Origin of the sequence: Paenibacillus sp. FSL K6-2393 (assembly GCF_038002545.1) — a bacterium.
Classification (GTDB): domain Bacteria; phylum Bacillota; class Bacilli; order Paenibacillales; family Paenibacillaceae; genus Paenibacillus.
This window is the reverse complement of sequence record NZ_JBBOCU010000001.1, coordinates 3,926,893-3,945,058: the sequence shown is the minus strand read 5'-3', so window position 1 is coordinate 3,945,058 and position 18,166 is coordinate 3,926,893. Positions and strand designations below refer to the sequence as shown.

Genomic DNA, 18,166 nt, shown 5'->3' with positions numbered 1-18,166 from the left:
GTGGATGTTTAATATTTATAGTTCATCTTATATACCTCACGGGAGGAGAAAAAAGGGGGATTCGCATGAATATATCATTCAAGAAGTTCTCATTATTAACATTAACCATGGTACTGGCCACCACACTTGCTGCCTGTTCGTCTGGTGCGGGAAGTGCCGAGAAGGAAGCTGAGTCGAACACACAGCAGGATGCGGGAGGACCACTTACGAAATATGACCCACCCATTAAATTGACTTCCACCATGAATGAAACGGGGAAAGAATCGCTCGCTCAAGGAGATACACACGCCAATAACATCTGGACCAGAGGGTACAAGGATGAACTCGGTATTGATGTAACGTACGAATGGATTGTTCCAGATGCCAATTATAACGATAAGATGAATGTCACGCTGGCGAGTGGTGATCTGCCGGATGTACTGAAAGTGAGTGCTGTTCAATTCGAACAACTGCATGAAGCGGGAATGCTGGAGGATCTGACCGAAGTATATGACAAGTATGCATCCGAACTGGTGAAGGAGTTCATGTCTGCTGAGGATGGAGCAGGTTTGAAGCCGGTAACGAAGGATGGCAAAATATACGCCATGGTGAGTTTTCCAGGCTCGCTGGATTCCTCGCATATGATCTGGATTCGTCAGGATTGGCTGAAAAAGGTCGGTCTTGAAGCGCCCAAATCCATGCAGGATGTTATCCAGATTGCAGAAGCCTTTACCTTCGAAGATCCAGACGGAAATGGCAAAGATGATACGTACGGCATTGCCTTGAACAAAGATTTACCTATAAACGCGTTCTTGCTTGGTTATCATGGTTATCTCGAAACCTGGATTAAGGATGCTTCAGGTCAAGTCGTGAATGGGACGATCCAACCCGAAGTGAAAGAAGGATTACGTGAGCTTCAGACTCTGTATCAGAAGGGTGTGCTTGATCCCGAATTTGGCGTTAAGGATTTTGCTAAAATGATGGAGGATGTGAATGCAGGCAAGTCAGGCATGTTCTTCCTGCCACAATGGGCACCTTTTCAGGTTAGCAGCATGATCAAAAAAGACAAAAACATCGACTGGATGGCTTACCCGGTTCAATCGATTGATGATCAACCAGCAAAAACACAGAATCATCTTAGTCTGGGCGGTATATTTGCCGTTCGCAAAGGCTACGAGCATCCGGAAGCGTTAATCAAGTTGCTCAATTTCCAGGCTGAAAAAATGTTCGGTGAGTCTGCCAAGGAAGAACGGGCTGCTTACTTAAATGGACTGACAGGTCTTGGTTTTCATAATGCAACGGTCTCCAACCTGCCAGCCAACAAAAATGTGAAGGCACAGGATGAAGTAGAGCAGGCGCTCAAAACAGGAGATACGTCAGGATTGGAACTGGAAGCTAAGCTATTCTATGACGATATTATGGATTATCGGAATGGGAATCTCGACAAGTGGCATATGGAGCGTATCTTTGGCCCAGAGAGTTCACAAGGTGTGATTAAATATTATCGGGATAACGACCTTATTGTCATGAATGAATTCATCTATGCACCGACGAGAACAATGAATACGAAGCAAGCAACACTGGATAAACTGAGAGCCGAGACGTTTCTGAAAATCATCTATGGTAACTTGTCAATTGACGAGTTTGATAACTTTGTAGCCAATTGGAAGAAACTTGGCGGGGATCAGATCACACAAGAAGTAAATGATACCATCGCAGCTAACCAATAGAAGGACTAATTGATATAATCCAAGAATGAAAAATGAAAAAATGGTGCGCTCCTAAAGGGAGGCACCATTTTTTGATGCTGATCATTTGCGTTTCAATAACAGAACTCCACTGATCGCTGACGTTTTCTGGCGGTACACCACTTTGAATCCAATATCATTGTCCAACAAACAGTTTAATGCATTAATCAGTAATGCACCGGGAACCAGTGTGAATGTACATGGAGACGTATTACCAATCATGCGTACACTTTGGATTCTGCGCGCAGAACCGGGAATGAGCGGATTTCTAGACCAATAAATTAATACCAGATCCGGTTGTGGAACAGCATTGACACGAGCCATACTAATCATCTCTTTTCTATTAAAGGTTCTTAATAGTAGATGAAAAGTAGAGAAAAGGGTGTTAGACGGAAGACATGATGTTTAATAAATAGACTCTACTTATTCGTAGAGTGCTGTTTCGATGGCAACTTGTCCCCTGGCGTTCCCTTGCCGTTGTTTTTATTGTGACGCGCTTTTTCGGCATTTTCGTTAACTTTCTTCACAAAATCTTGAGTACTTTCCATTTTAAATTACAGCTCCTTCCACAAGCAAAATGTGTATTCCCGATTGTTAATATAACCACTGGAAAGTGATTTTATTTTGGTGACATCGCTAAATTTAATTTTGATTCCACATGCTTAGGTCAGTTGGGACATACTGGACATGGGAAGTTCATGCGTCTAAACTAGATAGATCAGACACACTAAGAAGGGATGCGCCGATCCAAACCATGTTGCAGAAATTCGGGTTTACACAATATGAAAGTCAGGTATACGAGGCTATATTTGCGCAGGATGAACCGCTTGATGCCACATCGATTGTAAATTACTCCAACGTTCCCAAAGCTAAAATTTATGAAGTACTTAATCGCCTGATCGACAAGGGAACGGTGCTGACAACGATGGATGGGAAGAAAAAACTATATATGGCTGTGGATCTACAGTCCATTATTCATAAGATCAAGGCTGATTTTGAGAAAGATATTGAGGAATTGAAAAGTTACAAAATCAAACGTACATTCACCGATGAACATATCTGGACGTTAAAAGATGAGTCGTCGATCGCATCGAATATCGAACAGCTTATCGAGGAAGCAGATTCATCGATACTTTTTCTGGCCTGGAATGAGCGAATGGAGAAATATCGTGAGCTGCTGGAGCAGAAGGAAAGGCAGGGCGTGTACGTTGAAGTACTTGCCGTTGGGGGAATGGAGACATCCTTAAACCGGATATACTCGTTGATTCCATTGCTTGATGCACCGGAACCTTCACAGCTGCTTATTGTGGATCATGCGTATTTGCTGTTTGCCGGTGTGGAGCACGATTCATGGCGAGCTATCAAGACAATGTCCAAACCGATTGTTAAAGCAATGACTGATTATTTCTACCATGATGTTGCCCTTACTCAGATTACCAAAAAATACGGTGACCAACTGTTACAGGATGCTGAAATCGAGAAACTGCTCACCAGATTGATCTATTAAAACTATTCTCTTGGAGGATAGTTTTTTTGTTATATTTTTGTTTGAAAACAATTATGAAAATAACTATTGAAACTTTCATTATTATGGGTTACTATCGTAGTTGTAACTTTTGAGGAGGATTCAAAAATGAATAAGAAAGTATATGTGCTTGCTATCGCAGCATTTGTGGTCGGAACCGTTGAACTGATCTTGGGCGGAATTTTGGACCTGATTGCTACTGATCTTCATCTTTCCCTGGCGAAAGCCGGGTATTTAATCTCTATTTTCTCACTTGTCTATGCGTTGTCTGCGCCGATTTTATTAAATATGACGGCCAGATTCGAGCGTAAAAAAGTATATATGTGTACGCTGCTTGTATTTCTAATCAGTAATCTGATCTCTGCGTTCAGTACCAGCTTTTATATGCTGATGGCAGGTAGAGCACTCGGAGCCGCAACAGGTTCCCTTATTTTTGTGCTCTCCCTGACCCTTGCAGCGCGCATTGTGGAACCACAGTATAAAGGACGCGCCGTGGGGATTATTACGATGGGAGGCAGTGCATCACTTATCCTGGGTGTACCACTTGGTATCTTTGTAGGTAACTTGGCAGGTTGGCGTGAGGTGTTTATGCTGATTGCTATTCTGACTGCAGTGGTTATGGTAGCCATCTGGATTGCAATGGACCGTGTGCAGCCTATTCCTGCTGTATCCTTGAAGAAACAGCTTACGGCTCTGTGGAATCCAAAAATGTTGGCGATCCATGCTACGACTTTGCTTGTACTTGCTGGTCACTTGACTTTATATGCGTATTTCACACCATTTCTGCAAGAAACGCTGGGTGCCAGCGCGACGATGGTTACCTTTATCTATATGATGTTTGGGATCGCCGCTGTTGCAGGGGGAGGCATAGGGGGCATGTTATCCGATCGTCTGCACCCTGCTAAAGCAATAGTCATTGTCCTGATTCCCTTTATCGTGAGTATGGCTGTCATTCCGTTCAGTGTGGGCTTGCCTTTGATCGTCTTCTTGCTGCTGTTAAGCATCTGGAGTGCACTGAGCTGGACGGTTACACCTGTACAGAATAGTCTCATTATCAAAACGTCGCCGGAAACAGCTGAAACTCTAATCAGCACCAACTCAGGTATTGCACATGCAGGTATTGCACTGGGTACCTATATCGGCGGCATGGTGATTGATCATTCATCGATTCTGAACACCGGATGGGTTGGTTCTGTTCTGATTTTGCTTGGTTTGGTGTCTGCCATCTATGCCATTAGCGTTAAGGAAAAAACCGTTCAGGCGGTTGCTTAGAATAAAGAAATTAGACAAAAAGCTTGAACCTCTGCATTCCCATAGTTTAATGGGTGTAGAGGTTTTTTTGCTGTTTCGCTAGAGTACGCGTCACTAGATTAAACCATTTTCATATCGAGCAAAACTTGCTTAATTCATGGTAATCTATATAATTAAAAGAGTTTTTAAAAGTGTTATTTAATGTTGAATTACATGATGTGTATTGAGGGAGCGGTGATCATGACTACGAAAACGGAAAAACAAAAAATGATGGATGGCGAGCTGTACTTGGCTTCGGATCTTCAATTGACTGAGGACAGAGAGTATGCAAGGAAAATGACGCGGACGTTTAATCAAACGACGGAAACGGACGGTGAGCTACGCACCAAGTTATTGAAGGAACTGTTGGGATCTACAGGTGAATACCTGAGTATGGAACCTAATATTCATGTGGATTATGGATATAACATTCATGTAGGCAATCATTTTTATACCAATTTTAACTGTACGATATTAGATGTGTGTGAAGTTCGTATTGGAGACCATTGCTTAATGGGGCCAGATGTACATATCTATACGGCTACTCATCCACTCCATCCGCATGAACGCAATACGGGTGCAGAATATGGCAAGCCAGTCACGATTGGCAATAATGTATGGATTGGTGGTAGAGCCGTTATTAATCCGGGTGTGACCATTGGAGACAACGTAGTCATTGCTTCCGGGTCGGTGGTTACAAAGGATGTTCCGGATAATATGATTGTAGGCGGTAATCCTGCTAGAATCATTAGAGAGATTGAGCTTTAATTTATTTTAGACAGAAGATGGGAAGTGCTTACGAAATGATGACTGAAAAAGAGAAATCCCAATTAGGGCTCTTGTATAACGCCAATTATGATCAAGAGTTAATTGAAGAGCGTTTACATGCCAAAGGGCTTTGTTACGAATACAACCAGCTTCATCCAGGGAAGATTAATGAAAGAGAAGCGTTAATCAAGAAACTGCTGGGGAAAACGACAGACCGTTTCCTGATTGAACAGCCATTTGTATGTGATTACGGCTATAATATTGAAATTGGTGAGAACTTCTATAGCAATCATAATATTGTCATGCTGGATGGAGGAAAAATCAGTTTTGGAGATAACGTTTTTGTTGCTCCCAATTGCGGATTTTATACTGCAGGCCACCCTTATGATGTTGAGCAGCGCAATGAAGGTCTGGAGATCGTTGGACCCATCACGGTGGGCAATAATGTGTGGATCGGTGGCGGTGTGACGGTTCTTGCCGGAGTGACGATTGGAGATAATACGATCATCGGCGCAGGGAGCGTAGTCACCAAGAGTATACCGTCTGGCGTGATTGCTGCGGGTAATCCTTGCAGGGTCATTCGCAAAATAACGGAAGAAGACAAAACAAAGTACAGCAGGGATGTAGTGAAGAACATATAGTGAAGAATAAATAGTGAACAATGTGATAGTAGCTAATGAGAATGCCCGATGTGTAGCATCGGGTGTTTCTTTTTGAAAATAAAAATAAATCCCCCAGACAGAAAACATGCCAAGGTATCGTATAACCGACACTTTTTCATGTGATTTGTCTGAGGGATAGAAGAATGTATCTGTTACATTTGCTTAAAGATCCTTAACGCTGCAAACTTTTCCCGTTACTGCTGATCACTTCTTTGTACCAATGGAAGGATTTCTTGCGATAACGTTCGAGTGTTCCTGATCCATCGTCATGACGATCCACATAGATATAACCATAACGTTTTTTCAACTGGGCAGAAGATGCACTGACAACATCAATGCAACCCCATGATGTATAACCCATAATTTCAACGCCATCTTCAATGGCTTCGCCAACCTGAACCAGATGATCATTCAGATACTGGATGCGGTAGTCATCTTCAACTGTTTTCTCGCCGTCAGCACCCGTGATCAACTCATCAACAGCACCAAGACCATTTTCTACAATAAACAGTGGTTTTTGATAGCGGTCATAGAACATGTTAAGGACATAACGCAATCCTTGCGGATCAATCTGCCATCCCCATTCACTTGCTGGCAGATAAGGGTTAGGTACACCCCCAAGCAGATTACCTTCACCTGCGATTTGTTTCTCCGGGTCTGCTGTCTGACAGATACTCATGTAATAACTGAAAGAGATAAAGTCTACCGTATTCAGCAACATTTCCTCGTCGCCAGCTTCCATCTGAATCTCAATTCCATTTTCACGGAAGTAACGTTTCATATAACCAGGGTAGCGACCTCTTACGTGTACATCACCGAAGAAATAGTTGCTGTGCTCGAATTCCATGACTTTGATCATATCGTCTGGATTTGGTGTCAGCGGGTAGGTCGGCATACTGAGCATCATACAACCAATCTGTGCTGTAGGAATGATCTCATGACAGAGCTTCACAGCGGAGGCACTGGCTACAAACTCATGATGGATCGCTTGATACAGATCTTGTTTGCTGAGCTTCTCCTTCGGCGTATAGATGCCACCGCTCATGAATGGTGCTTCAAGGATCGAATTGATTTCGTTAAAAGTAAGCCAATATTTTACCTTGTTTTTATAACGTTTAAATACGGCAGTTACATAACGCTCATAGAATCCAACCATTTTTCGGTTAACCCAGCCGTCGTATTCTTTGGACAAGTGAAGAGGTGTCTCATAGTGGGATAGTGTAACCAGAGGTTCGATCCCATATTTGTGACACTCGTCAAACAGATCGTCGTAGAATTTCAGCCCTTCTTCATTTGGTTCCAGCTCGTCCCCTTTTGGGAAAATCCGGGACCAGGCGATGGAAGTACGGAATACCTTGAAGCCCATCTCGGCAAACAGTTTCACATCTTCCTTATAGCGATGGTATAAATCAATACCGATCAGTTTCATGTTATCTTCGGTTGGTTCTTCCGTGATTGGGCCCATGATACCTTTGGGAGCTACATCTTGAGTAGATAATCCTTTGCCGCCTTGATTGTATGCACCTTCAGCCTGATTGGCTGCAATTGCGCCACCCCACAGGAAATTTTCCGGGAATTGATAGGTTTGATTTTGAGAGTTAATCATGTGTATCGCTCCATTCATCAAATTGATTTTAAGAGGTTGTTCGAAAAGCCCGCTTTTGATTACAAAGGATGCCTAACGGCATCATCTGCATCGAATATGGCATTCAGCCGAAATGTCCGTTGCTCACGTAGTTTTCCCTACGCTCTGCTACTCCATTTCTAGCTTCATCCCATCTTCTCGGTACTGAAAACCGGTCTTTTTGAACACGCACTTTAAGATGATTCATATATGACATAAAAAAAGCTTAAACGTTGTAACGGGTTACACGTCAAGTTTTACTTTTGACCCAGATCTGAGGCATACTATTATTCTATAGTTCGTTAGCAAGAAGGGAGTCTCCGATGTCCAAGTTTGATGAAATTATGAAGCGGTCGGGTTACTCAAAGGCGACAGTGTCACGCGTGATTAATCATTCTCCGCATGTTAGTGATGAAGCAAGACAGATCATAACGGATATTATGAAACAGTTGAATTATATTCCCAACCGAAATGCGGTATCGTTATCGACAGGGCAAACAAAGCAGATTGGAATTGTGACTTCTACCACAGGTGAGATTATTCTTACATTCATGAATCAATTCATTGATACAGCCATGGATTTTGGGTTTCAGACGATTATCTATACATCCCGTGGAGATCCAGAGATTGAATTACAGGCATTCGAAGATCTGCGCAGTAAACGAGTTGATGGGCTAGTTATTATTGCTTGTGTCAATGATCCTCGGAAATTAAAGGCTTATATGGAGTATGGACCCATTGTCTCCTGGCAGCGAATGGGGAATGACGAGATTCCGTCTGTCGCGATGGATCAGGCAGAAGGGTATAAGTTAGCTCTGGAGCATCTGGTATCAAGAGGATACACCCGAATTGCAAATGCATTTGGCAGGGCTGAAAGTTTGAATACCCAGAGCCGCCGTAAAGCCTATGAATCTTTCATGAAGAGCAGAGGGTTGCATGTGTGGACTGAAGCATATCAATATTCCGTATTTAGCTCCTCCGACGGCGAAGAAGCGATGCGAAGAATGGCTGAGGGACCAGAACTTCCACAGGCCGTATTATGTTCGAATGATTATGCAGCCATCGGTATTCTGAGTGAAGCACGCAGACGAAGTATTCAGGTACCAGAACAACTCGCCATTGTGGGGTTTGATGATATCGAGCTTTCCCGTGTTCTTGGAATCACGACCATACACAATCCGATTGCGGAGCAAGCCACCCAGGCTTTCCATCACTTGTGGGCTGTATTGGGTAAAACGGAGTTGCAGTCTGAACAGTTGACATATCAGCTGATTGAGCGTGAGACAACTTGAATCCATAAGACCTGATGTGGAAATCTGGTTTTATGGATTCAATAATTATTCAAATTTGAAGCATCTTCGAATCGGACACATACGTTATACTGAATATGAGCTTCAGAACGACATATCTGTACGGAGATGTGGCGTGAGGTTTTTGTATCATGTTACAAGTTACATATTTCACAAACGATTAGCGGGAAAGGTGAGAATGGACTTTATGAAGACAGTGACAGGCCGATTCAGAATTGCGGGCATATGGGAGGGTGTATCCTTACTTCTGTTGATTTTTATTGCTATGCCTCTGAAATATTTTGCAGATATCTCTTCCGCTGTAGCCGTAATGGGCATGATTCATGGTATTTTGTTTCCTTTGTACCTTATTGCGCTAGTTCACTTGGCTCTGGTCAAAAAGTGGAAGATAACGCGTTGGCTGATGGGTGGACTCGCCGGTCTACTGCCGTTTGGAACTTTTGTATTTGAATCTTATCTTCGGAAGAGAGATTGGAAATAAAAATCTATAAGAATAAATGAAAGCAGGCGACTAATTCAGATGTTATCCGAATTGTCGCCTGTTACTTTCTGTACAAGTACTACTTTACTGTACCTTGTTGACGATCAGACAATAAGCTGACTCCAATATCGCCAGAGGCATTCGACACAGGTGCATACGCCGAGAAGGAAGTAACAACTACCAGCGCAGTGAACAGAAACAAGAATGATTTTTTCATACCATAACCTCTTTCATATGGGGATATATTCCATTTGATTCTAACGCACATAGGCTATACTTGAAAAGAAAAAGTTTAAATGAGCAAGCTATTGAATGACTGAAAGGGTTGAGGTTCTATGAAAGATATTCATGAGTTAACATCCATAGAAATGGTTGAAGAAGCTATTCAACAACATGAATTGGTTTTTTTGTATGTATCTCGTCCAGATTGCAGTGTATGTCACGCTTTACTCCCCAAGATCAGGGCGTTGCTTGAACCTTATCCATCCATATACCTCGGTCACATTAATGCTAACGAAGTGGAAGAGGTTGCATCCAAGTTTCTTATTTTTACCGTTCCAACAATGATCATGCTTGTGGAGCAGAAGGAATATATTCGAGCGGATCGTTTTGTTCGCTTGGAACGTCTGGAAGAGCAGCTGCGACAGATTCACTCCATGTATGTCCAAGATGAGGAATAGAAAGCTAAAGCTTCATGAACGGCGGCTCATACATGAGCCGTTTTTTTGCGCCCGCAGTGGCATATAGCTATGAATAAAGTACATGATGCTTGAACTCGCAAATTAAAGTGTTGCCATGAAAACGGTTTTATGATAATTTAAACATTATAAAAACGTTTTTATAGTAAAGGAACAAAACTTATGGCAAAGATAACGATTAAAGATGTAGCAAGGGAAGCGGGCGTATCCATATCTACGGTCTCCAACGCCTTGAATGGTGTGGATGTCTTGAACCCGGAGACAAAATCACATGTTCTTAAGGTGGCAGAGCGTTTAAATTATGTGCCCAATCTGAATGGCAAGCTGTTGAAGTCCGGTCAAACCAAAATGCTCGGTTTTTTCACCACAAGTGTATCGGGTCCGTATTTCTATAAGCTGGTAGAGTCGATGTCTCGCGAATGTGATCGTCTTGGGTATGGTTTGAATGTATTTGTGACCAAGGATAAACACGTTATTATGAGTAATATTCTGGGTCGGCGGGTGGATGGTGTCATTATCTACGAAGAGCTTAGGATCGATGAGCAAGATATTATCGCCATGGAGAAAGACAAGATCAAGGCTGTTTTTCTGGATCGGGTCTATCAGAGCGATACGATGGGAAGTGTCATTTTTGACTCGTATGTGGCGGCTTATGAAGCAACCAAGTATTTAATTGGGCTGGGGCACAAGAAAATTGCTTATATTTCGGGTGTGGACACGATGTTTGACAGTGTACAGCGTAGGGATGGCTATCTGGCTGCCTTGCGTGAATACCAGCTTCCAATCGATGAAGATTACATTATACAAGGGTACTTTGAGGAGGAGAGCACGTATAGTGCGATAAAATCTTTTCTTCATTTACACCCCGGCAAGCGGCCTGATGCATTTCTTGCAGGGAATGACTTGAGTGCAATTGGCTGTATGCATGCGTTGAAGTCTGAGGGCTTTGAAGTGCCTCAAGATGTTAGCGTCGTGGGTTTTGACGATATTGATATCGCACAGTATTTTTCTCCACCGCTTACAACAGTAAGAAATCAAATTGCAAGACAGGGTATCCTGGCAATCAATCAACTGGTGGGTATGATCAAGGAGAAAGAACAAGGGGCTGCACAGAAATTGGCGGGTGAGCTGGTGGTGAGAGGTTCAAGCCATGTGAAGATCGACCGGAAAGATTATCGTACATAAGCTGACGCATCTTCTCCGGTCTTTTTTTACATAAATAAAAACAAAGGGGTTTTTTATGTCGAAAAATAAAAACGTTTTTATAAACATGCATGATGGAGGGGAGTAAAAAAACGTGGATAAATTAGCCGTAGAGACATCAACCGGTAAAAATACGATCAGTCCCAACGGGAAGAAACCCATCGGACAACGGATTAAAGAATTCATAGTCGATTATCGGAGACAATGGGAGATTCAATCGATGATTATCCCGGGCATTATCTTTATGATTATTTTCTGTTATATCCCGATTTACGGTTTGACGATTGCTTTCAAAAATTACACGGTCATTGATACGCTGGCTACCGCTCCTTGGGTAGGGCTGGATAATTTCAGAATCATTTTATCAGACAAATACTTCTGGGATGCAGTTGTGAATACGCTGGGGATCAGTTTCTTGAAATTAGGTATCGGGTTTGTCATTCCGATCATTCTCGCGATCATGATCTACGAGTTAAACAGCGGACGATTCAAGAAGTTTGTGCAAACGGTTTCATATTTACCTCACTTTTTGTCCTGGATTGTACTTGGGGGAATGCTGATCACCTGGTTTTCAACCACGGGGTTATTTAATCAATTATTGCTTAGTCTGGGAGTGATCTCGCAACCGCAGAACATCTTGCTGGATGCAGGCAAGTACTGGTGGATTGCTACGTTATCGGATATTTGGAAAGAAGCAGGTTGGGGAACGATTCTGTATCTGGCGATCATGGCAAAGATTGATCCTACGTATTATGAAGCGGCCAAAATCGATGGTGCAAGCCGTCTCAGACAGATCTGGAATATCACATTACCTAATATGAGATCAATCATCAGCCTAAATCTGATTCTAACTGTAAGCGGTTTATTAGGGTCGAATCTGGATCAGACCCTGGTGCTCATGAACTCCCAGAACCGCGACAAAGCGGAAGTCATCAATTCGTACGTCTATCGTATGGGGATGTCTCAGGGTGACTTTTCATATGCAACGGCCGTTGGCTTGGGTGTCTCAATCATTTCTGTCATTCTACTCGTCACGGCAAACAAAATCACAAGCAAATTAAACGATAATCAATCTGTGTTGTAAGAAGGAGGCATCCCGCGTGAATGGAAAGGTGGCAAAAGAAGATCTCGATAGTCGGATCTTTGATACGTTAAACATGATTTTGTTAGTCATCTGTACGGTCGTTATTCTGGTTCCACTCTGGAATGTCATCATCTCTTCCTTTAGTTCAGGCAAGGCACTGGCGGAAGGTGGGTTCATCTTCTGGTCACCGGAATTCTCGCTGGAGAATTACAGAGCCGTATTCAATGATCAGGGCATCTGGCAGGCATTCTTCATATCAGTGTCCAAAACAACGATTGGCGTTGTTACACATGTGTTCTTCTGTGCCATGGTTGGTTACGGTCTGAGCAAAAAGTACATAAGAGGCCGTAAATTATACGTTGCCATGGGTGTTATTACAATGTTCTTCTCGGGCGGCATGATCCCGACATACCTGTTAATCAAATCACTTGGCCTGCTTAACAGCTTCTGGGTGTACATTATCCCGGCGTTATTCAGCTTCTATGATGTCGTGATTCTGATGAATTTCTTCCGGAATGTCCCGGATTCTCTGGAAGAATCGGCCAAGATTGACGGTGCTGGGGATTGGCATATTTTCCTGAAAATCTTTATTCCACTCTCCATGCCTGCCATGGCTACAATTGCGCTATTTAATGGGGTGGGGCAATGGAACGACTTCATGACAACCAAGTTATACATTACTGATCAGTCACTGTATCCACTCCAGATGATGTTGTATGAGATTATCGTTCAGTCACAGACACAATCCATGCAAAATGTCGGGGGTTCGGCTGTTATTGAAACAACGACCAAAGGTGTGCAGCTAGCCACCATTGTCATAACAACACTCCCTATCGTGCTGATCTATCCCATCGTTCAGAGATACTTTATCTCGGGAATGATGCTCGGAGCGGTCAAGGAATAGGAGCAACAAATACCCCATTTTGAGGAGGAACAAAAATATGTTGAAGTTGAACAAGGCATCAGGCAAAAAAGGGATAAAATTGCTCGCAACACTGCTCACAGCCGTACTTATGATTACAGGTTGCAGTGGTGGATCGGGGGGCTCCAGTGAAGGGAACTGGGTATCCATTGAAGATCGTTATACGGTTGACCCGGAAAAGCCGGCTTGGCAGTTGGATAAAAAGGAAGAGGCTACCGACCTGACGTGGTACGTCAATGCTGACTGGTGGAACACTGATTTTGGCAAGGACATTGTTACCAAGAAAATCAAAGAGGATCTGAACATCAATATTAAATTCATCACGGGTGATGATACCAAGTTAAACACCTTTTTCGCGGGTGGAGATATGCCTGATTTGTTGACGGTGTTTGACTCGAATTCTCCAGTGGTGCAAAAAGCTGCAACCTGGGCTATGCCGCTGAATGATCTGGCGGAGAAATATGATCCTTACTTCAATAAAGTTGCGGCTGCCGATACATTGAACTGGTTCCAATTGGCGGATGGTAAAACCTATGGTTACCCGAACTATTCCAATACGCAAGAGGATTATGATAGCGGTAACATTCCTGCCAAAACGGCATTTATCATTCGTAAAGATGTGTACGAAGCTTTGGGTAGTCCGGTCATTGGAACGCCAGAAGAATTCCAGAGTGTGATGAAACGAATTAAGCAAGAGTTCCCTGCGCTGATTCCGTTTGGATTCAACTCTATAGGTGAAGGAACAGGTTCACTCGGGGATACTTTGCAAGATTTCATCGGCGTTCCATTGGAGACCGAATCAGGAGAATTCTACGATCGCAATCTGGATGAAGATTACCTCACGTGGTTGAAAACATTGAACACCGTGTACAGAGACGGCAATATCAGTGATGACAGTTTTGCCGATGATGGAACCGCTTTTGAGGAAAAAGTGAAGTCCGGTAAATATGCGACCATGCTGCTTGACGGTACACCTCAACAAGGAGGAAACCTGCAAATCTACATGAGTGCCAATCCAGGCAAAGAATATGTTGCTATCGATGGACCGCAGAGCACCAAAGGTAATGCACCAACATTGAATCAATCCGGAATAACCGGGTGGATGATCAATTTCATCTCCAAGGATTGTAAAGATCCGGCCAAGGCCATTCAGATTTTCACATACTTGCTGAGTGAAGAAGGACAGACGCTTATGAATTACGGGATCGAGGGGGAAACCTACCAAACCAAAGCCGACGGTAGTGTAGAATTGCTGCCAGCGGTGAAAGACCTGCAACTCAATAATGCGGATCAATTCAAAAAGGATTATCGGATGGGTGAATTTATGTTCTTTGGTCATGACCGCCACAAAGCACTCAGTGCAGATGCTTTTCCGGAAGCGATTAAACAGATGCAGGAGTGGGGCAAAGGCAAGCTGAAACCACACTTCATTCTGGAGAATATTAGCCCGGACCAGGGCACACCTGAAGCTCGTGCGTTGTCAGCAATCAATACGAAGTGGAATACAACACTGGTCAGTATGGTACGTTCCAAGGATGATGCCTCGTATGACAATGCACTGGCTTCTTACAAGTCATTTTTAGGTGAGAACCGTTGGGAAGAGATTGTGAAGGTACGCAGTGAAAAGATGAAATTGAACAAAGAGAAACTAGGCATTCAATAATAGAAATATGAAGGAGAATCCTATGACTACATTCAAAATGTACAAATCTACGGGTGAAGAAGAGTTATTCGTATCTCTATCCCAGGAGCAATTGAAACCACTGGATGCTGATAAGAAGACAACGACCATCCATCTGGATGATCAGCTAACGTATCAGGAGATGGACGGATTTGGTGCTTCTTTTACCGATTCATCTGCCTATTTGATCAACCAAATCTTGAGTGAGGAGCAACGGGATGAGGTCATGACCCGACTGTTCCATCCGGAGAAAGGGATCGGGCTGTCGGTCATCCGTAATCCGATGGGCGCTTCGGACTATGCGAGAACGGTATACAGTTATAACGATATGCCAGAACAGCAGACGGACCCCGAATTAACCCAATTCAGCATTGCACATGATGAAGGGGACGTTATTCCTTTAACACAACAGGCGTTGGCATTGAATCCTGAACTGAAGCTGTTTGCTTCACCATGGAGTGCACCGGGATGGATGAAAACGAGTGGATCGATGATTACCGGACAATTAAAGACTGAATGGTATCCCGTTTATGCTGAATATTTCGTGAAATACATTCAAGCGTATGGCAAGCATGGATTACCGATCCATGCCATCACACCACAGAATGAGGCGCTTTATGAACCAGGGCACTATCCTGGTATGTTGATGCCAGCCGAAGCCCAAGCAGATTTTATCAAAAACCATCTTAAACCAGCCTTTGTGCAAAACGATATTCAAACTAAGATTCTCTGTTACGATCACAACTGGGATCAACCGGAATATCCCCTAACCGTACTGGAACAAGCGGGAGAGGAAGTTGACGGAGTGGCCTGGCACTGGTACGGGGGCGATGCATCTGCTCAAACGAAGGTATATGAAGCTTTTGCAGGTAAAGAAGTGCATTTCACTGAAGGTTCGGGTGGAGAGTGGATTCCGCCATTTGAGCAAGCCTTCTCTAATGTGATGCGAACGGGAATTCAGATTCTTCGTAATTACAGCAAGTCCTTTGTACTTTGGAATATGGCACTTGATGAGAACAACGGGCCAACCGTTCCGGGATTTGGCCGCAGTACGTGTCGTGGGATCGTTCAGGTGAATCAGCAAACAAAGGAACTTACGTATACACTTGATTATTATGCCTTGGCACATTTTAGTGCCTTGATCCGCCCCAAGGCTGTTCGGATCGAATCAACTTCCAGTGATGATGGAATTTGTTCTGTGGCTTTTAAAAATGCCGATGGTTCCGTAGCTTTAGTCCTCTTTAATGATGGGGAGGAGACGGGCAACATACAGGTTAAGCTGCGCGACGATGTATTGATGAAGTTCCAGCTGGAAAGCAAGAGTGTCTTGTCCGTATTAATCACAGATTTATAAATGAACGGAGTTATACCAGGCTTCATCAGAAAAGAAACCAAAAGAAGCGATATCCGGAGTGTACACGGATATCGCTTCTTTTGGTGAATTTCATCTGATTCAGGGCTATATTATACGGGTTGAATGGCGAGATGGGGTGTCCCACTACTTTCATCAACGAACAGTATATATTGATTGCCAGCAGTCCCTGTTAAGACCAGACCGGGTTGACCTGCAACACCAGGATTGTAATATCTGAGTTGTTGCAAAACAGGTAGGGAGACTGGAAGAGTAGGTTGATTAAGTGCCATTAATTGTGTAGCGGCCTTAACGCTATCTCCAGCTTCAATTACTCCGCCTACACCCAAATGGTTGACAATCGAGGAGCTGGCGTTGATTTGAAGGCTGCCTGCTACGGTCTGACTACCATTGACTTGTAGATCGACACCAACGGTTTGATTACCATTAACGTGCAGATTTTGATTTATCGTCTGATTGCCGGTGACAAGGATACTATCAAATGTTGGCAAAGATATCATCTCCTATACAGTATTCATATATTCTATGAGGACAAGATCTGGAATGATCCGGGTGGCCACACATTATATACTTGGGATAAAGCCCCTTTTGCAAAAAAAGAGTTAGCGAAACACTATTTCGTGCATATTGTAGGCAGAGAATGTTTTCGCATGGAACAGGAGGGTTTGTTATCCGAAAGAAGTCAAGAACGCAGGTTAAGTCCACGAAAAAGAAACGTTCAGTTCATGATGCGAACCGGTTATTCCTGAGACAGATGAATGTGGTTCTGAACAGGAAACTCAAATCCATGCGTAAACATATGGAAGTACAACAATTGGAACTGAATCAGCAATGGCTGAAAATGATGCAGGTGGGAAGCATACCTGCCCGAGAAGTGCCAAAAGTGATCTATAAAGAGTTAAATGTGCTTCTTATTACTCCTTGTAATGACCGAGAAATGTCATCACATTGCGTCCTGATTGAACAGAGTCTGAAACATCTCGTGAGAAATGTGAATGAGATTAAATATATCGAATCCGTGTCAGCCTGTTTATCTTCTTATGATGTTGACCTGATTATGGTCATCGGAAGCGAAGAAAACTTGCCGGATGAGAATATCACAGCATTAAGGACATCAACCGTGAAGAAGGCAATCTGGTTGTCTGCCGATCAACAGGTGAATCAAAGCGAAACTATTCTACCGATTTTTGATCACGTGTTTACACAACATTCAACGCAAATAAGCGATGATCAGCAGCATATGGGAAGCACTGGTAGTCATGAACTGTTCATGCCGCCTGATCCACATATATTCTGTCCGCAAGCTGTTCCCCCGGAGTATGAATCGGATGTTTATATCATCGGGGATGCAGAACCGGATGGCATCGTCACCGCAATTGCCAAATCAGGTCTTATGGATAACAAAAAGGTTCGGGTGGATGGAAAGGGTTGGGCACAGATCGGGGATTTCAAGCCTGTTCATACGAATGAAGCTCGTCAGATGTTATATAACGGAAGCAAACTGGTTATTCATAGTGGGGAATCAATCAAAAACGTGATGGAAATTGCCGCATGTGGGACGTTTCAGCTCATAGGCCCATCTGTGAATCAGAGCAACGGGATTGACCTTAGTAACTTTCAACAATACAACTCTTGTGAAGAACTCACTCAGAAGTTTGAACATTACTGGCAGAGTGTTGATGCAAGGAGACTGGCCGCTAGCCATGCTCTGGCATACATGAAATATAATCAATCCCATCTACAAAAAACATTGCGACTGCTGGATATCATTTTCATATAAATCATCCCAAAAATCACAGGAGCGTAGGCTGCATCATGT

Annotated in this window: 19 protein-coding genes; 14 read left to right on the top strand and 5 right to left on the bottom strand. The window is 43.3% G+C overall.

Annotated features, from left to right (window positions below):
- The first annotated feature begins 65 nt into the window (after positions 1-65).
- Positions 66-1,709: an extracellular solute-binding protein gene (locus MHI14_RS17365; protein ID WP_341130879.1), complete on the top strand. Its 1,644-nt coding sequence runs from the start codon at positions 66-68 to the stop codon at positions 1,707-1,709.
- Positions 1,710-1,790: 81 nt separating this feature from the next.
- Here MHI14_RS17365 and MHI14_RS17360 read toward each other — a convergent pair whose 3' ends face one another.
- Both MHI14_RS17360 and MHI14_RS17355 read right to left on the bottom strand, forming a co-directional pair.
- Complete coding sequence (locus MHI14_RS17360; RefSeq protein ID WP_341130878.1) at positions 1,791-2,051, bottom strand: hypothetical protein; 261 nt, start codon at positions 2,049-2,051, stop codon at positions 1,791-1,793.
- Positions 2,052-2,146: 95 nt separating this feature from the next.
- Positions 2,147-2,275: a DUF4023 family protein gene (locus MHI14_RS17355; RefSeq protein ID WP_047842809.1), complete on the bottom strand. Its 129-nt coding sequence runs from the start codon at positions 2,273-2,275 to the stop codon at positions 2,147-2,149.
- Positions 2,276-2,481: 206 nt separating this feature from the next.
- Between MHI14_RS17355 and MHI14_RS17350 the strand changes: the two genes are divergently transcribed.
- The 4 genes from MHI14_RS17350 to MHI14_RS17335 all read left to right on the top strand — a co-directional run bounded on the left by MHI14_RS17350 (position 2,482) and on the right by MHI14_RS17335 (position 5,951).
- Positions 2,482-3,234, top strand: coding sequence for a TrmB family transcriptional regulator (locus MHI14_RS17350; protein WP_091030952.1), 753 nt, complete (start codon positions 2,482-2,484; stop codon positions 3,232-3,234).
- A gap of 126 nt (positions 3,235-3,360) precedes the next feature.
- On the top strand, positions 3,361-4,524 hold the full coding sequence (locus tag MHI14_RS17345; RefSeq protein ID WP_133384624.1) for an MFS transporter: 1,164 nt from the start codon (positions 3,361-3,363) through the stop codon (positions 4,522-4,524).
- 219 nt (positions 4,525-4,743) lie between these two features.
- Positions 4,744-5,310 (top strand): sugar O-acetyltransferase, encoded by a 567-nt coding sequence (locus tag MHI14_RS17340; protein WP_341130877.1) that lies wholly within the window; start codon positions 4,744-4,746, stop codon positions 5,308-5,310.
- Positions 5,311-5,348: 38 nt separating this feature from the next.
- Positions 5,349-5,951: a sugar O-acetyltransferase gene (locus tag MHI14_RS17335; RefSeq protein ID WP_289392767.1), complete on the top strand. Its 603-nt coding sequence runs from the start codon at positions 5,349-5,351 to the stop codon at positions 5,949-5,951.
- Between the two features lie 193 nt (positions 5,952-6,144).
- Here MHI14_RS17335 and MHI14_RS17330 read toward each other — a convergent pair whose 3' ends face one another.
- Positions 6,145-7,578, bottom strand: coding sequence for a glycoside hydrolase family 1 protein (locus MHI14_RS17330; protein WP_341130876.1), 1,434 nt, complete (start codon positions 7,576-7,578; stop codon positions 6,145-6,147).
- 341 nt (positions 7,579-7,919) lie between these two features.
- On the opposite strand from MHI14_RS17330, the gene MHI14_RS17325 reads away from it, so the two are divergent.
- Both MHI14_RS17325 and MHI14_RS17320 read left to right on the top strand, forming a co-directional pair.
- A complete protein-coding gene (locus MHI14_RS17325) occupies positions 7,920-8,888 on the top strand; it encodes a LacI family DNA-binding transcriptional regulator (protein WP_341130875.1) in 969 nt (322 codons plus the stop codon).
- Between the two features lie 205 nt (positions 8,889-9,093).
- A complete protein-coding gene (locus tag MHI14_RS17320; RefSeq protein ID WP_036608336.1) occupies positions 9,094-9,387 on the top strand; it encodes a DUF3817 domain-containing protein in 294 nt (97 codons plus the stop codon).
- 79 nt (positions 9,388-9,466) lie between these two features.
- Here the strand turns inward: MHI14_RS17320 and MHI14_RS17315 are convergent, their stop codons facing one another.
- Entirely contained in the window at positions 9,467-9,604 is a 138-nt protein-coding gene (locus MHI14_RS17315; protein WP_167350856.1) for a hypothetical protein, read from the bottom strand.
- A 118-nt stretch (positions 9,605-9,722) separates the two neighbouring features.
- Here MHI14_RS17315 and MHI14_RS17310 point away from each other — a divergent pair, with 118 nt between their 5' ends.
- The 6 genes from MHI14_RS17310 (at position 9,723) to MHI14_RS17285 (ending at position 16,329) form a co-directional block, all read left to right on the top strand.
- The gene (locus MHI14_RS17310; protein ID WP_341130874.1) at positions 9,723-10,067 is read left to right on the top strand and encodes a thioredoxin family protein; all 345 of its coding nucleotides are present in this window, start codon (positions 9,723-9,725) and stop codon (positions 10,065-10,067) included.
- 180 nt (positions 10,068-10,247) lie between these two features.
- Positions 10,248-11,270, top strand: coding sequence for a LacI family DNA-binding transcriptional regulator (locus tag MHI14_RS17305; protein ID WP_076330992.1), 1,023 nt, complete (start codon positions 10,248-10,250; stop codon positions 11,268-11,270).
- Between the two features lie 112 nt (positions 11,271-11,382).
- Positions 11,383-12,372, top strand: a complete 990-nt coding sequence (locus MHI14_RS17300; protein ID WP_206105737.1) for an ABC transporter permease — start codon at positions 11,383-11,385, stop codon at positions 12,370-12,372.
- A 16-nt stretch (positions 12,373-12,388) separates the two neighbouring features.
- Entirely contained in the window at positions 12,389-13,276 is an 888-nt protein-coding gene (locus MHI14_RS17295) for a carbohydrate ABC transporter permease (protein WP_091030940.1), read from the top strand.
- Between the two features lie 37 nt (positions 13,277-13,313).
- The gene (locus tag MHI14_RS17290; RefSeq protein ID WP_076211804.1) at positions 13,314-14,957 is read left to right on the top strand and encodes a sugar ABC transporter substrate-binding protein; all 1,644 of its coding nucleotides are present in this window, start codon (positions 13,314-13,316) and stop codon (positions 14,955-14,957) included.
- A gap of 22 nt (positions 14,958-14,979) precedes the next feature.
- A complete protein-coding gene (locus MHI14_RS17285; protein WP_133384629.1) occupies positions 14,980-16,329 on the top strand; it encodes a glycoside hydrolase family 30 protein in 1,350 nt (449 codons plus the stop codon).
- 110 nt (positions 16,330-16,439) lie between these two features.
- Here the strand turns inward: MHI14_RS17285 and MHI14_RS17280 are convergent, their stop codons facing one another.
- Complete coding sequence (locus MHI14_RS17280; protein WP_240767997.1) at positions 16,440-16,847, bottom strand: hypothetical protein; 408 nt, start codon at positions 16,845-16,847, stop codon at positions 16,440-16,442.
- 287 nt (positions 16,848-17,134) lie between these two features.
- Here MHI14_RS17280 and MHI14_RS17275 point away from each other — a divergent pair, with 287 nt between their 5' ends.
- A complete protein-coding gene (locus MHI14_RS17275) occupies positions 17,135-18,127 on the top strand; it encodes a hypothetical protein (RefSeq protein ID WP_133384630.1) in 993 nt (330 codons plus the stop codon).
- The last annotated feature ends 39 nt before the right edge of the window (positions 18,128-18,166 follow it).

What these genes read in the sequence shown, in the direction of transcription:
- MHI14_RS17365 (WP_341130879.1), top strand. Translation starts at nt 66, where the DNA reads ATGAATATATCATTCAAGAAGTTCTCATTATTAACATTAACCATGGTA.
- MHI14_RS17350 (WP_091030952.1), top strand. Translation starts at nt 2,482, where the DNA reads ATGTTGCAGAAATTCGGGTTTACACAATATGAAAGTCAGGTATACGAG.
- MHI14_RS17330 (WP_341130876.1), bottom strand. Translation starts at nt 7,578, where the DNA reads ATGATTAACTCTCAAAATCAAACCTATCAATTCCCGGAAAATTTCCTG.
- MHI14_RS17345 (WP_133384624.1), top strand. Translation starts at nt 3,361, where the DNA reads ATGAATAAGAAAGTATATGTGCTTGCTATCGCAGCATTTGTGGTCGGA.
- MHI14_RS17335 (WP_289392767.1), top strand. Translation starts at nt 5,349, where the DNA reads ATGACTGAAAAAGAGAAATCCCAATTAGGGCTCTTGTATAACGCCAAT.
- MHI14_RS17290 (WP_076211804.1), top strand. Translation starts at nt 13,314, where the DNA reads ATGTTGAAGTTGAACAAGGCATCAGGCAAAAAAGGGATAAAATTGCTC.
- MHI14_RS17340 (WP_341130877.1), top strand. Translation starts at nt 4,744, where the DNA reads ATGACTACGAAAACGGAAAAACAAAAAATGATGGATGGCGAGCTGTAC.
- MHI14_RS17305 (WP_076330992.1), top strand. Translation starts at nt 10,248, where the DNA reads ATGGCAAAGATAACGATTAAAGATGTAGCAAGGGAAGCGGGCGTATCC.
- MHI14_RS17310 (WP_341130874.1), top strand. Translation starts at nt 9,723, where the DNA reads ATGAAAGATATTCATGAGTTAACATCCATAGAAATGGTTGAAGAAGCT.
- MHI14_RS17320 (WP_036608336.1), top strand. Translation starts at nt 9,094, where the DNA reads ATGAAGACAGTGACAGGCCGATTCAGAATTGCGGGCATATGGGAGGGT.
- MHI14_RS17325 (WP_341130875.1), top strand. Translation starts at nt 7,920, where the DNA reads ATGTCCAAGTTTGATGAAATTATGAAGCGGTCGGGTTACTCAAAGGCG.
- MHI14_RS17315 (WP_167350856.1), bottom strand. Translation starts at nt 9,604, where the DNA reads ATGAAAAAATCATTCTTGTTTCTGTTCACTGCGCTGGTAGTTGTTACT.
- MHI14_RS17285 (WP_133384629.1), top strand. Translation starts at nt 14,980, where the DNA reads ATGACTACATTCAAAATGTACAAATCTACGGGTGAAGAAGAGTTATTC.
- MHI14_RS17360 (WP_341130878.1), bottom strand. Translation starts at nt 2,051, where the DNA reads ATGGCTCGTGTCAATGCTGTTCCACAACCGGATCTGGTATTAATTTAT.
- MHI14_RS17275 (WP_133384630.1), top strand. Translation starts at nt 17,135, where the DNA reads ATGCGTAAACATATGGAAGTACAACAATTGGAACTGAATCAGCAATGG.
- MHI14_RS17280 (WP_240767997.1), bottom strand. Translation starts at nt 16,847, where the DNA reads ATGATATCTTTGCCAACATTTGATAGTATCCTTGTCACCGGCAATCAG.
- MHI14_RS17355 (WP_047842809.1), bottom strand. Translation starts at nt 2,275, where the DNA reads ATGGAAAGTACTCAAGATTTTGTGAAGAAAGTTAACGAAAATGCCGAA.